We start from the raw sequence: 14,283 nt of genomic DNA on the forward strand, positions 1-14,283 counted from the left end.
GTGGAGTCCTGGCTATTTTGCCAGTAGCTGCGGAGGTGCGCCAATATCCGTCATCCGCCAATACATTGAACAACAGCAAACACCTGGTCAGGTGGAAAACCGCGCCTTATATCCCCGCCCTGAAGGACGGGGTTTTACGGCGCACCGGATAAGAACGCACGGTATTCACCAGATCTTTTATCACTTCAGCCGCCACTTCTGGCACCAGCAAAGTCATCGGCGTCTCTGTTTCATAATCGACAGAAACGCCATTGCTGTTATTGGTGACGGTCACGGTATACGTGCTTTGCCCATGATTCATTTCCCGTTATGAATGACTTTCCGTTGTTGCGCACCTTCCATCAGGACTTCAGGAGCCACGAAGAAGTCAATGTTGAAATAAGTATCGTCAGTCATGGCTTCAATGTTGTGCCACTTTTCTGGAGGGAACACCGCAAACTGCCCCGCTTCGATAAGGATCACCTGATCAGGCTCTGCACTGTGTTCATCAGCGTAGCCGAGATATTTGACCGCCCCATGCATAACGGAAAGGCGTGGGTAAACCCCCGGGCGCGTTCCTTTATCAAGATGACGTTCGAATATTCCGGCAGGCGCAGTTTGTTTATTCCAGAAAGGCGTTGAGCGCGTATGAATATAATTCTGTGGGATTTGCAGCATCCTATTCCCTCCTTCGGGGAATGCGCTGAAAACGGTTTATTCCAGCCGTTTCAGGGTACGCCTGATAATTTGCATTTTAAATACCATTTATTGGTTACTTTTTAGCACCATATCAGAGAAAAATCAGGGAGGATTACAAGTGGGAAGCCCGCGACAACGCGGGCTGAATGTATCAGGATTGCAGCGTCGCCAGTCGGGCGGCGAAACCCACGAACATCAAACCAATCAGTGAGTTGCCAACTTTAGCCAGTTTCTTTTTGGTACGTATGTACTGCGTGACAAAAGCACCAGAAATAATCAGGAAGCTCAAATAGCAGAAACTCACCAGTTCCAGCGTCGTCGCCAGAATAAAGAATGAAATTCCCGTATGTGGGGCATTAACATCGATAAACTGTACGAAAAACGACACATAGAACAAAATGGCTTTCGGATTAGTCAGGCTCAAAATTAACGCGCGTTTAAAAATGGCCCCGTATTGGGGCTCATCGGATTTGGCCTCGTTATTTTTACCCTTCAGGGTCGCGTAGAGAATTTTACTCCCCAGATAGAGCAAATAAAACGCACCAAGATAACGTACAATGTTGAATAATATCGGGGTGGTCTTAATTAATGTCGCCACTCCAGCCCATGCCAGAAACATCAATACTGCATCGCCAATAAATACACCGCAGGCCGCAAGATAACCGCCTTTCATACCGCTACTGACGCTATTTTTGAGTACAAACAGGGTATTTGGCCCTGGCACCAACACAATAAAAATGGCCCCAACCAGATAGGTCCAGTAATTCAGAACCCCGTATTCAGCGAACACATTAACCTCTTTAATTATCTTTCGATCATGCGCGATTAAAGGTGAATATGCTAACCAATCTGTAGCGGCTTAGAAAGGAGAAAATCAGGTTTTAACCCGATATCAACCCGATAATTGAATCATTAATCAGGCATGCTCCAGTGAAAAATTCGGGTAGTGCTCGGCAAAATACTGGCGTAAAAATTCTACCGTTATCCGCACTTTCGCTGACGTCGCCAGCCTTGAAACATAAACGGCCCAGACGTTCGCTGGCTGGTAATATTCCGGTAGCACTTGCACTAAATGACCACTGGCAATGTTTTCGCTAACATCCCACCAGGAGCGCAGAGCAATCCCCTGCCCATCGAGACACCACTGATGGACAATTTCTCCATGATTAGACGACAGTGGGCCGGTGACTTTAATCGCATGGTGGCCTTCTTTATTGCGTAATTGCCAGACACCAAAAGGATGATCGCGCTCTTTAATGACCAGGCACGGCAATGCGGAAAGATCGGTTAAATGTTTCGGCGCGCCATGTTGCGCAATAAATTCCGGCGACGCGCAGAGAATGCGGTAATTAGTCGCCAGTTTGCGGGCGATTAAATTAGGGGCGATGTCATCGCCAATGCGAATATCGAGATCAACACCTTCATTGACCAAATCGACCAACCGGTCTTCCACATCAAAACGTAATTCCAGTTGCGGATACGCCTTAGCCAGCGCTGATAACGCCGGAGCCACCACCTGTCGTCCAAAACCAAAGCTGCTGATAATACGCAGCATCCCCTGCGGCACCTGACGCACGTCAGAAAGTTCGTCCATCATCTGACCGACATCCTGCAAAATCCGCTGCGCCCATTCATAAATCCGCTCTCCTTCTTCGGTAATGGTGACGCGGCGGGTGGTGCGGTGTAACAACACCACGTTTAGCGTTTGCTCCAGCAAGGCGATGCGCTTGCTGACGAACGCCGGTGAAACGCCCAGTTCTTCCGCCACGGCGGCAAAACCAGCCCGACGAGCCACCAGCATAAAGACGCGCAAATCATTCAGCAGCGGTAAATTATTCATGATTCGTGTTTTATGTTTCACCAGTTACAGGGATTAATTCCTTTTCAGTCAATTATAGGATGGTGATGTTGTCAATTTTGATGGTCAGGAAGTGAGAACCCAATGATGAAAACGATGCGTATTGCTGCGATCCCGGGAGACGGGATTGGCAAAGAAGTCCTTCCTGAAGGGATTCGCGTGTTACAGGCTGCCGCTGAGCGCTGGGGCTTCGCCTTGAGTTTTGAGCAAATGGAGTGGGCGAGCTGCGAGTATTACAGCCATCACGGTAAAATGATGCCGGACGACTGGCATGAGCAACTTAGCCGTTTCGACGCCATCTATTTTGGTGCCGTCGGCTGGCCGGACACCGTTCCTGACCATATTTCGTTGTGGGGTTCGCTGCTGAAATTTCGTCGTGAATTCGACCAGTACGTCAACCTGCGCCCGGTTCGTCTCTTTCCTGGCGTTCCCTGCCCGCTGGCGGGAAAACAGCCTGGCGACATCGATTTTTACGTGGTCAGGGAAAACACCGAAGGCGAATATTCCTCGCTCGGCGGTAGAGTGAATGAAGGTACAGAGCATGAAGTCGTCATTCAGGAATCGGTATTTACGCGTCGTGGTGTCGATCGCATTTTGCGTTATGCCTTCGAACTTGCGCAAAGCCGCCCACGTAAGACGCTAACTTCTGCCACTAAATCAAACGGTTTAGCCATCAGCATGCCGTACTGGGATGAGCGAGTGGAAGCAATGGCCGAGAATTACCCGGAGATCCGCTGGGACAAGCAGCATATTGATATTCTCTGCGCGCGTTTTGTGATGCAGCCGGAACGCTTCGATGTGGTGGTGGCGTCCAATTTATTTGGCGATATCCTTTCCGATCTTGGCCCGGCCTGCACCGGCACCATTGGCATTGCCCCATCCGCCAACCTGAATCCGGAACGCACTTTCCCGTCGCTCTTCGAGCCAGTCCACGGTTCCGCGCCGGATATCTACGGGAAAAACATTGCTAACCCTATCGCCACGATTTGGGCCGGTGCAATGATGCTCGATTTTCTCGGCAATGGCGATGAGCGTTTCCAGCAAGCGCATAACGGTATTCTGGCAGCAATTGAAGAAGTGATTGCTCACGGGCCGAAAACACCTGATATGAAAGGCAATGCCACCACGCCACAGGTTGCCGACGCGATTTGCAAGATTATTTTGCGTTAAGGTCAAACCAGTTTATTTGAACCGCGTCACTGACGCGGTTTTTTTATTCGTTCTTTGCAGTAAATAACCTGCGTCATTTCACCTTTTATTGTTTCCGTTTCGTGTTTTATGGCTTTCCGTATTCTTAATTGTTTAATTTATGTAACATGCAAATAATCAATTTGTTAAACACAACATACAACTCATTACCCTGCAAATAATTACAACTGGCAAAAGCCAGAGACGGGCTTTTATGCCCAGGAGATGACTCATGATGAGCAATGTTAAGAAAAAAGATGTGCCGCTGATAAGCATCAGCCTGGTGGCCATTCTTTTCATCGCAGCTGCATTAAGCCTTTTCCCACAACAATCGGCCGACGCGGCCAACGCAATATACACTTTTGTTACGCGTACGTTAGGTTCCGCCGTACAGGTATTGGTTTTGCTGGCAATGGGACTGGTGATTTATTTAGCCACCAGTAAATACGGCAATATTCGTCTTGGCGAAGGAAAACCGGAATACAGCACGCTCTCCTGGCTGTTTATGTTTATTTGTGCCGGTTTAGGTTCTTCTACGCTTTATTGGGGGGTTGCTGAATGGGCCTATTATTATCAAACGCCTGGATTAAATATCGCACCGCGTTCACAACAGGCACTCGAATTTAGCGTCCCTTACTCCTTCTTCCACTGGGGCATCAGCGCCTGGGCAACTTATACGCTGGCCTCATTAATCATGGCTTATCACTTTCATGTGCGTAAAAACAAAGGTCTGAGTCTTTCCGGCATTATTGCCGCGATTACCGGCGTTCGCCCGCAAGGCCCATGGGGAAAACTGGTTGATTTGATGTTCCTGATCGCCACTGTCGGCGCACTGACTATTTCCCTTGTTGTCACCGCAGCAACCTTTACTCGTGGACTTTCCGCGCTGACCGGTTTACCCGATAACTTCACCGTGCAGGCATTTGTGATCCTGCTTTCCGGCGGCATTTTTTGCCTAAGCTCGTGGATTGGTATCAACAACGGTTTGCAACGTCTGAGCAAAATGGTTGGCTGGGGCGCGTTCCTGCTGCCATTACTGGTGCTGATTGTCGGCCCAACCGAATTTATTACCAACAGCATCATCAATGCCATCGGTCTGACCACGCAAAACTTCCTGCAAATGAGCTTATTCACCGATCCGCTTGGCGATGGTTCATTTACCCGCAACTGGACCGTTTTCTACTGGCTGTGGTGGATCTCATACACCCCTGGCGTAGCAATGTTTGTCACCCGCGTTTCCCGCGGTCGTAAGATTAAAGAAGTTATCTGGGGACTGATCCTCGGCAGCACCGTCGGTTGCTGGTTCTTCTTTGGCGTAATGGAAAGCTATGCCATTCATCAGTTTATCAATGGCGTAATCAACGTCCCACAGGTGCTGGAAACACTGGGCGGCGAAACAGCTGTGCAGCAAGTTCTGATGTCGTTGCCAGCCGGTAAATTGTTCCTCGCCGCATACCTGGGTGTGATGATTATTTTCCTTGCCTCGCATATGGATGCGGTGGCCTACACCATGGCTGCGACCAGTACGCGTAATCTCCAGGAAGGTGACGATCCTGACCGTGGGCTGCGTCTTTTCTGGTGCGTGGTGATCACTCTGATCCCGCTTTCCATCTTGTTTACCGGTGCTTCGCTGGAAACGATGAAAACCACCGTCGTGCTCACAGCCCTTCCCTTCCTCGTCATTTTACTGGTGAAAGTCGGCGGATTTATTCGCTGGCTGAAACAGGATTACGCCGACATTCCGGCTCATCAAGTTGAACATTATCTCCCGCAGACACCGGTTGAAGCCCTGGAAAAAACGCCAGTGCTCCCTGCGGGAACCGTATTCAAAGGCGACAACTGAGCGCCATCATCCTAACGATAAAGGTATCCCTATGAGCAATCTGAGCCCTGACTTTGTACTACCCGAAAATTTTTGCGCTAACCCGCAAGAAGCGTGGACCATTCCTGCCCGTTTTTATACCGATCAGAACGCGTTTGAACACGAAAAAGAGAACGTCTTCGCCAAAAGCTGGATTTGCGTCGCTCACAGCAGCGAACTGGCGAATGCCAATGATTATGTGACGCGTGAGATCATTGGCGAAAGCATCGTGCTGGTACGCGGTCGTGATAAGGTTTTGCGCGCGTTCTATAACGTGTGTCCGCACCGTGGTCATCAGTTGTTGAGCGGTGAAGGAAAAGCAAAAAATGTGATTACCTGCCCGTATCACGCATGGGCATTCAAACTCGATGGCAATCTGGCCCATGCACGTAACTGCGAAAACGTCGCCAATTTCGATAGCGACAAAGCGCAACTGGTTCCGGTGCGTCTGGAAGAATATGCCGGATTCGTCTTCATCAACATGGACCCCAACGCCACCAGCGTAGAAGATCAGTTACCCGGTCTGGGCGCGAAAGTGCTGGAAGCCTGCCCGGAAGTCCACGATCTGAAACTGGCGGCCCGCTTTACCACCCGCACGCCTGCCAACTGGAAGAACATTGTCGATAACTATCTCGAGTGCTATCACTGTGGTCCGGCGCATCCAGGTTTCTCCGACTCCGTACAGGTTGATCGTTACTGGCACACCATGCACGGTAACTGGACGCTGCAATACGGTTTCGCCAAACCGTCCGAACAGTCGTTTAAATTTGAAGAGGGTACGGATGCGGCATTCCACGGTTTCTGGCTGTGGCCGTGCACGATGCTGAACGTCACCCCGATCAAAGGGATGATGACGGTCATTTATGAATTCCCGGTGGATTCTGAAACTACCCTGCAAAACTACGATATTTACTTCACCAATGAAGAGTTAACCGACGAGCAAAAATCGCTGATTGAGTGGTATCGCGATGTGTTCCGTCCGGAAGATTTACGTCTGGTTGAAAGCGTACAGAAAGGGCTGAAATCGCGTGGCTATCGTGGTCAGGGGCGCATCATGGCCGACAGTAGCGGTAGTGGCATTTCCGAACATGGTATCGCCCATTTCCATAATCTGCTGGCGCAGGTGTTTAAGGACTAATGACATCGGCGGCGGTATTTTCCGCCGCTGGGCTGATTTTTGATGGAGTACAGCAATGTCAGACTATCAAATGTTTGAAGTACAGGTGAGTCAGGTGGAACCGCTTACCGAACAGGTGAAACGCTTCACGCTGGTGGCAACCGATGGCAAACCGCTGCCTGCGTTCACCGGAGGAAGTCACATCATTGTGCAGATGAGCGATGGTGATAACCAGTACAGCAATGCGTATTCACTACTGAGTTCGCCGCATGACACCTCTTGTTATCAGATTGCCGTTCGGCTGGAGGAAAACTCGCGCGGCGGTTCCCGCTTTTTGCATCAGCAGGTAAAAGTGGGCGATCGGTTAACGATTTCAACGCCTAATAACCTGTTTGCGCTAATTCCCTCAGCCAGAAAGCATCTGTTTATCGCGGGCGGTATTGGTATCACCCCTTTCCTGTCGCACATGGCAGAGCTGCAACACAGCGACGTCGACTGGCAGCTACATTACTGCTCGCGAAATCCAGAAAGTTGCGCATTTCGTGATGAGCTAGTCCAGCATCCGCAGGCTGAGAAAGTCCATTTGCATCATTCATCAACCGGAACACGACTGGAATTAGCGCGATTATTGGCGGATATCGAACCTGGCACACACGTTTATACCTGTGGCCCCGAGGCGCTAATTGAAGCGGTAAGAAGTGAAGCTGCGCGTCTGGACATCGCCGCCGATACGCTGCACTTTGAGCAATTTGCTATCGAAGACAAAACCGGCGATGCATTTACCCTGGTGCTTGCCCGTTCCGGAAAAGAGTTTGTGGTGCCGGAAGAGATGACTATTTTGCAGGTTATTGAAAATAATAAAGCCGCGAAAGTGGAATGTTTATGTCGTGAAGGGGTATGCGGAACCTGCGAAACAGCAATACTGGAAGGTGAAGCTGACCATCGGGATCAATATTTTAGCGATGAAGAGCGTGCCAGCCAGCAAAGTATGTTGATCTGTTGTTCGCGTGCGAAGGGTAAACGCCTGGTGTTGGATTTGTAGTTTGCCGAAGCCGGATGTGGCGCTGAGCGCGCCCAGTCCGGCTTCGGAAGATTTTACTGCGGATATTCCTGCAATAAATTGTGTAATGCTTCCGCCATCAGCTCACCACGCCAGCCGGAAATCAGCTCCGGCAAATTGTTCTGCGGTTTCAGTTTCCAGTGCCAGTTCAGCAGTTGGTTGATTTGCCGACGCGATGCCAGCAATTCGGCGCTGATCTTATGCGTTTCGCTCACGTCAGTAATCAGCGACTTAATCGCTTTAAACGCTTTACGATAACCCGGCATGTCCATCAGGTTAAGCATCGGCTGCGGTAAGGCCTCTTCCGGCAATGTCTGCGCTTTTTCCACCAGCGCCAGCAGCGTTTTACCGTGAAAGCGGATTTCGCTACCGGATAAACCCAGGCTGTCCAGTTCGCCTAAACTTCCCGGCATATAACGCGCTACCGACCACAAATGCTCTTCACGCACGACAAAGTTCACCGCCAGATCGCGCTCTCGCGCCTTGCGCAGTCGCCAGTCGGCTAACAGTTGCAGACAGGCCAGTTGGCGTGTGCGTAATTGCCAGGCATTGGTGATATCACGCCAGGCATCTTCCGGCGCAACGACTTCCTGACGACGCATTTGCATCAGGCGGCATTCATCCAGCGCCGCAGGTAGCCAGCCGGAGGCCTCCGTTTCTACCATAAGCTTGGCGGTGATCGGTAACAGATACCAGACATCCGCCGCTGCGTATTCACACTGACGTTCGGTCAGCGGTCTGGCCAGCCAGTCGGTGCGCGATTCACTCTTGTCCAGCGTAACGCCGGAATACTCTTCCACCATGGAAGCGAAACCCCATGACATCGGGCGTCCGCAGAAGGCAGCAAGGATTTGCGTGTCAATCAAGGGTTGTGGTAATTCGCCAAAGACATTGAGGAACACTTCCAGATCTTCACTGCCTGCATGGAGAAATTTTGTGATGGACGGATCGCGCAGGATCGCTTTCAGCGGTGACCAGTCGGTGATCCCGAGTGGATCGATTAGCGCCAGATGCTCGCCATCGAAAAGTTGAATCAACCCCAGCTGCGGGTAATAAGTGCGCGTACGAACAAATTCAGTATCCAGGGCTATCGCCGGAAAGGCACGGACGGCTTCACACAAAGAAGCCAGCGCATCGTCCGTGGTAATCATTTGGTAATTCAAATTGTTTTCTCTTTAGTGGGCGTCAAAAAAAACGCCGGATTAACCGGCGTCTGACGACTGACTTAACGCTCAGGCTTTATTGTCCACTTTGCCGCGCGCTTCGTCACGTAATTCTCGTCGCAAAATTTTTCCGACGTTAGATTTCGGTAACTCATCACGAAACTCCACCAGCTTCGGTACTTTGTATCCCGTGAGCTGACGGCGGCAAAAAGTCACCAGTGACTCTTCGGTAAGCGATGGATCTTTTTTCACTACGAAGATTTTCACCGCTTCACCACTGGAGCCGGAAGGTACGCCAACAGCCGCGACTTCCTGTACGCCAGGATGCTGCATGACGACATCTTCAATCTCGTTGGGATAGACGTTAAAACCGGAAACCAGAATCATGTCTTTTTTACGATCGACAATGCGCAGGAATCCTTCTTCATCCATTACCGCGATGTCGCCGGTGTGTAACCAGCCATTTTTGATGATTTCATCGGTAGCATCGGGACGCTGCCAGTAACCCAGCATCACCTGCGGTCCTTTGACACAAAGCTCACCCGGTTGACCTGGTGGTACTTCATTATCATCATCATCCACCAGTTTGGCTTCCGTCGACGGCACCGGCAAACCGATGCTACCACTATGATAATCAATATCATATGGGTTAACGCTGACCAGCGGCGCACACTCGGTAAGGCCATAGCCTTCCAGCAGATACTGTCCGGTCAGTTTCACCCAACGCTCTGCCACCACTTGCTGCACTGGCATCCCACCGCCTGCGGAAAGATGCAGACTGGAGAAATCCAGCTGCTGGAACTCTTTATTGTTCAGCAACGCATTGAACAAGGTGTTAACGCCAGTGATAGCGGTAAACGGATATTTCGCTAACTCTTTTACCAACCCTGGAATATCACGCGGGTTAGTGATAAGCAGGTTCTGCCCACCCAGTTCGATAAACAGCAGGCAGTTAATGGTCAGGGCAAAAATGTGATACAGCGGCAGTGCCGTTACTACCAGTTCTTTACCTGGATGCAGCAACGGCCCATAGGTGGCGTTGACCTGTTCCAGGTTCGCCAGCATATTGCGGTGAGTCAGCATCGCGCCTTTCGCCACACCTGTGGTGCCGCCGGTGTATTGCAGGAAGGCTAAATCTTCCGGCACCAGTTCGGGTTTGACGTACTGCATCCGGTAGCCGTTATGCAGTGCGCTACGAAATGAAATGGCATCTGGCAGATGGTATTTCGGCACCAAACGCTTGATGTATTTAACAACGAAATTGACTACCGTGCCTTTTGCCGTAGATAGCTGATCGCCCATACGGGTCAGAATTACGTGCTGAACGGCGGTTTTATCAACCACTTTTTCCAGTGTGTGAGCAAAGTTAGACACGATAACAATCGCCGATGCGCCGCTATCGTTAAGCTGATGCTCAAGCTCACGCGGGGTATACAACGGGTTAACGTTTACGACGATCATCCCGGCACGCAAAATGCCAAACAGCGCCACCGGATATTGCAATAAATTAGGCATCATCAACGCAACGCGATCGCCTTTCTTCAGCCCCAACCCTTGTTGCAAATAAGCGGCAAACGCGCGACTGCGTTCTTCCAGCTTGCGGAAGGTCATTACCTCCCCCATATTCACAAACGCAGGCTGATCGGCGTAGCGCGCGACCGACTGCTCAAACATATCTACCAGAGATTGATAACGGTCAGGGTTGATCTCCGTCGGAACGTCCGCGGGATAACGGTTAAGCCAAACCTTCTTCAATTCTTCACCTCTAAAATGCGTGTTCGTCGTCATCGCAACCCCAAATGATATACATGCAGTTAACATAATATTAACTCATCATACCAGCTTGATAATTACCCAACGAAAAGGTTGCGAAGCGCGTCACTATTTATTTTTATCTTTACCGTAAGAATGCAGAAACAGCGGACCAGCCGCTGTTTCTTTTTCTTTAAAAACAAGCAATTATTCAGTTACAACTGTTTGTACTCTCGCGGGGCCGGGATTATACCAGCCCCATCCGCCGTAGCCATAGGGCCAGCCACGACCGCCATAAAACCATGGATCAATCGGCTGAGGCGGCATAATCACCTGCTGGGTTAAATGCCAACGTTTGTAACCCGTTACTTGCATCACCATAAATTTATAGGGCGTATTGCCGATTTTGCCGTCAACCGCACCAGTGATTGGCCCGACTACCGTAACCAGTTGTCCACGGAAATCCACCGGGTCCAGAAAACCGTTCACATCGGCATAAATGCGACCGCGAGAAGGTTCTCCCAGCGTCGGTCTGGCTCCGCTGTCCAGCGGTACGGTAGCAATTTCCAGGCGGGTTTTCCCTTGCTGGTTTTGTACCGCAACCACTTTGCCACCAAAGCGTGCCTCCTGACCAACGTACAGCTGCGGCGCACTCATCACCCGAACTAAATCTTGTTGCGGCGTGGGACTGCTGCCTTTAATGGCGTCCGGCACAGTGACACAACCGCTCAGCATTAGCGCAAACGTACCTGCCAGTATGCCTTTGATAACATTCTTTTGAACCGCCATGGTGCGACTCCTTTTTTTCTCAGGGCATACTCTTAAGATTCATTCTTTGCCCGGAAGTTTCTTCCATGCGACGTTGTTACGTAAATAAACCGGTTCGGCATGTTCCACCGCCACCGTTTTACCCTCGGCAAACATCTGACACGCAATCGGCAGCATATCTTCCGCCGCTGGCAGTAAAACTTCTCCGTCGCGCAAAACCAGCCCGCTCTCTTTACCGAGATCCGGCCAGGCTTGCCAGCCCGTCCCTACCGTTACCCATTCGCCGGAAAGCTGTTGCATTCGTTCATGAACGAGTTCGGGTTTGAGTACGGCTTCGGTTTCTTCACCGCGCCAGATACCGTTTTCATCACGCTGATATTCGGCCCAGTAAACTTCGCCCATTCGCGCGTCAATGGCTGACAGCACGCGGGTTGCGCCGTTTTTGCGCCACGCCCCTTGCGCCATCGTCATTAGCGTGGAGACGCCAATCATCGGTAATTCCGCGCCAAGCGCCAGCCCTTGCGCGATGCCAATACCAATGCGCACGCCGGTAAAGCTACCGGGGCCGCGCCCGTAAGCCAGAGCGTTTATGTCAGTCAGGGAAGTTCCGCTGGTGGTCAGGATATCCTGCACCATCGGTAAGATTCGTTGAGTATGTTCACGAGGGCAAAGCTCAAAATGAGCGTTGACAGTACCGTCGTTCCACAGGGCGACAGAGCAGGCCTCTGTCGCGGTATCGATAGCCAGAATTCGCATGGGTCTTCGTGCTTTTTTCAATAAAAAGGCGCGCATCATACCATACTCCGTAACAAATTACCTGGAGGATGGTATCGCAAGGAAACGAACCGCACGGGCAATGTCACGAGTGCGTGGCGCGGGCGGCAGACTGGCGAGAAACGTCGCGCCGTAAGGACGCATCACCAGCCGATTGTCACAAATCACCAGCACGCCACGATCGTCGGCGTCGCGAATCAGTCGCCCTACCCCCTGTTTGAGAGTAATGACGGCATCTGGTAGTTGCACTTCATCGAACGGGTCGCCACCGCGCAAACGACAATCTTCCATGCGCGCTTTTAACAGTGGATCATCCGGCGAGGTAAACGGCAACTTGTCGATAATCACCAATGACAATGTATCGCCACGCACGTCCACCCCTTCCCAGAAACTACTGGTTGCCACAAGAAGCGCGTTACCGGCGCTGACAAATTGCTGCAACAGTTGCCCTTTGCTGGTTTCCCCCTGCAACAAAACGGGAAGCGTCATGGTAGCGCGGAACTGCTCGGCCAGATCGCGCATCATGGCGTGCGAGGTACAAAGCATAAAACAACGACCGTTGTTAGCTTCGATGATCGGTCGCAGCATTGCCGCTAACTGGCGAGCAGAACCTGGCTGGTTGGTTTGCGGCAGATTGCGCGGCACACAGAGTAACGCCTGGCGGCTGTAATCAAACGGGCTTGGCAATAGCAACGACTCCGCCTGTTCTATCCCAAGCCGCGAGGTGAAATGATGCAGATCGTCGTTCACCGACAGCGTTGCTGAGGTGAAGATCCAGCTACCGGGCTTTTGCGCCATTAACTCTTTGAATTTATCCGCCACGCTGAGCGGCGTGAGAGCCAGAGTAAAATGGCGCGAAGTGCATTCGTACCAGTAGCTGTAGCCCGGCTGATTGATCTCTTTTAGCCGCTTCAGCCGTGTGCGATACAACGTGGCGCGCTCAAATGCCGCATCCAGCAAGGCGGAACGCCCCAGTGACAGTTTCGCCACGTCATAACAAAGTTCCAGGGTGTCATCGAGCAGTAAAAATGCCCGCTGAATTTGCAGATTAGCTAACAGCTCACGCAGGTTACCGCGATAACCTGGCTCACCGAGTTGCAGACGAAAATCCTGCGCACTCTGGGCAAGACGATCAGCGCACTTTTGTAACTGCTGGGTGTCTTTTAATTCGGTGCGGTAGGCGATGGTGATGTCTTTTGCCAGGTCGAGCAGTTGTCGACTGGAGAGTGACTGACCAAAATACTGGCTGGCAATGTCCGGTAGCTGGTGGGCTTCGTCGAAGATCATGACGTCCGCTTCCGGGATCAACTCGCCAAATCCACTCTCTTTAACCACCATATCCGCCAGAAAGAGATGATGGTTTACCACCACCACATCGGCGTCCATCGCTTTTTTACGTGCTTTGACCACAAAGCAATCTTTATACATCGGGCAGTCGCTGCCAAGACAGTTGTCGTTGGTGCTGGTGACCAGCGGCCACGCCTGTGAATCTTCCGCCACGCTGACGCAGGTGCTGATATCACCATCGACTGTTTGATTAGACCAGGAGCGCAGCAGGATCACATCGCTTAAGATTTGTACCGGCAGATCGCCCCCCGCCAGCGCCTGCTGTTCGAGACGTTCAAGGCAGAGGTAGTTTGAGCGCCCTTTCAGCAGCGCCACGTTGCCCGTGTATTTCAACGCCTTTGAGACTGTTGGCAAATCGCGGCTGTAGAGCTGATCCTGCAACGCTTTTGAGCCGGTCGAGATAATGACTTTCTTTTTCGCCCGCAGCGCAGGAGCCAGGTAAGCGTAGGTTTTGCCCGTACCGGTTCCTGCTTCCACCACCAGCGGCTGGCCTTTTTCTATCGCCTGGGTGACGGCTACCGCCATCTGTCGCTGTGGTTCTCGCGGCTTAAAGCCTGGTATCGCTTTCGCCAGCTGACCGTCTGGTGCAAAATCGTCCGTCACACTACCCCCTGTTGATTTGAACAGGGATTATGTCAGGATGAGGTCGCTTTCGCCAGTTGAAGTGGTGACGGCGACCTCACATTGTGGCAGTCTTTGCAGCACGAAAATGGAAGG

Annotated in this window: 13 protein-coding genes and 1 pseudogene; 5 read left to right on the plus strand and 9 right to left on the minus strand. The window is 51.4% G+C overall.

The annotated features are described in order from the left end of the window. Positions 1-85: pseudogene (locus ACJHXA_RS07710) on the plus strand (transposase); the annotation flags it as partial. Between the two features lie 21 nt (positions 86-106). On the opposite strand, the gene ACJHXA_RS07715 reads toward ACJHXA_RS07710, so the two are convergent. The 4 genes from ACJHXA_RS07715 to dmlR form a co-directional block, all read right to left on the minus strand. Beyond that, positions 107-301 carry a DUF1869 domain-containing protein gene (locus ACJHXA_RS07715; RefSeq protein WP_001015433.1) on the minus strand — a complete coding sequence of 65 codons (195 nt, stop codon included), beginning with the start codon at positions 299-301 and terminating at the stop codon, positions 107-109. Next, complete coding sequence (yeaR, locus tag ACJHXA_RS07720) at positions 298-657, minus strand: DUF1971 domain-containing protein YeaR (RefSeq protein ID WP_000939317.1); 360 nt, start codon at positions 655-657, stop codon at positions 298-300. The genes ACJHXA_RS07715 and yeaR overlap by 4 nt, the downstream gene beginning before the upstream one ends. 172 nt (positions 658-829) lie before the next feature. Beyond that, the gene (leuE, locus tag ACJHXA_RS07725; protein WP_000457202.1) at positions 830-1,468 is read right to left on the minus strand and encodes a leucine efflux protein LeuE; all 639 of its coding nucleotides are present in this window, start codon (positions 1,466-1,468) and stop codon (positions 830-832) included. Between the two features lie 126 nt (positions 1,469-1,594). After that, entirely contained in the window at positions 1,595-2,518 is a 924-nt protein-coding gene (gene dmlR / locus ACJHXA_RS07730) for a DNA-binding transcriptional regulator DmlR (protein ID WP_001061578.1), read from the minus strand. 102 nt (positions 2,519-2,620) lie between these two features. Between dmlR and dmlA the strand changes: the two genes are divergently transcribed. From dmlA to yeaX, 4 genes are all read left to right on the plus strand, one after another. Continuing rightward, positions 2,621-3,706 carry a multifunctional D-malate/3-isopropylmalate/tartarate dehydrogenase gene (gene dmlA / locus ACJHXA_RS07735; protein ID WP_000978494.1) on the plus strand — a complete coding sequence of 362 codons (1,086 nt, stop codon included), beginning with the start codon at positions 2,621-2,623 and terminating at the stop codon, positions 3,704-3,706. 250 nt (positions 3,707-3,956) lie between these two features. Further along, positions 3,957-5,567, plus strand: a complete 1,611-nt coding sequence (gene yeaV / locus ACJHXA_RS07740; protein WP_000987525.1) for a BCCT family transporter YeaV — start codon at positions 3,957-3,959, stop codon at positions 5,565-5,567. Positions 5,568-5,598: 31 nt separating this feature from the next. Continuing rightward, positions 5,599-6,723: a carnitine monooxygenase, oxygenase subunit YeaW gene (yeaW, locus tag ACJHXA_RS07745; RefSeq protein ID WP_000067822.1), complete on the plus strand. Its 1,125-nt coding sequence runs from the start codon at positions 5,599-5,601 to the stop codon at positions 6,721-6,723. Positions 6,724-6,778: 55 nt separating this feature from the next. Continuing rightward, positions 6,779-7,744, plus strand: coding sequence for a carnitine monooxygenase reductase subunit YeaX (gene yeaX, locus ACJHXA_RS07750; protein ID WP_001287001.1), 966 nt, complete (start codon positions 6,779-6,781; stop codon positions 7,742-7,744). A gap of 53 nt (positions 7,745-7,797) precedes the next feature. On the opposite strand, the gene rnd is transcribed toward yeaX, so the two are convergent. From rnd to ACJHXA_RS07775, 5 genes are all read right to left on the minus strand, one after another. After that, positions 7,798-8,913 carry a ribonuclease D gene (gene rnd / locus ACJHXA_RS07755; protein WP_001303529.1) on the minus strand — a complete coding sequence of 372 codons (1,116 nt, stop codon included), beginning with the start codon at positions 8,911-8,913 and terminating at the stop codon, positions 7,798-7,800. 81 nt (positions 8,914-8,994) lie between these two features. Further along, complete coding sequence (gene fadD / locus ACJHXA_RS07760; protein ID WP_000758422.1) at positions 8,995-10,680, minus strand: long-chain-fatty-acid--CoA ligase FadD; 1,686 nt, start codon at positions 10,678-10,680, stop codon at positions 8,995-8,997. A gap of 204 nt (positions 10,681-10,884) precedes the next feature. Then, entirely contained in the window at positions 10,885-11,466 is a 582-nt protein-coding gene (gene yeaY / locus ACJHXA_RS07765; protein ID WP_000290576.1) for a Slp family lipoprotein YeaY, read from the minus strand. A gap of 39 nt (positions 11,467-11,505) precedes the next feature. Beyond that, positions 11,506-12,201 (minus strand): tRNA (adenosine(37)-N6)-threonylcarbamoyltransferase complex dimerization subunit type 1 TsaB, encoded by a 696-nt coding sequence (gene tsaB, locus ACJHXA_RS07770; protein ID WP_001221000.1) that lies wholly within the window; start codon positions 12,199-12,201, stop codon positions 11,506-11,508. Between the two features lie 57 nt (positions 12,202-12,258). Next, a complete protein-coding gene (locus ACJHXA_RS07775) occupies positions 12,259-14,169 on the minus strand; it encodes an ATP-dependent DNA helicase (RefSeq protein WP_105075459.1) in 1,911 nt (636 codons plus the stop codon). Positions 14,170-14,283 lie beyond the last annotated feature (114 nt).

Origin of the sequence: Escherichia sp. WS33 (assembly GCF_046486385.1) — a bacterium.
Lineage (GTDB): Bacteria > Pseudomonadota > Gammaproteobacteria > Enterobacterales > Enterobacteriaceae > ECMA0423.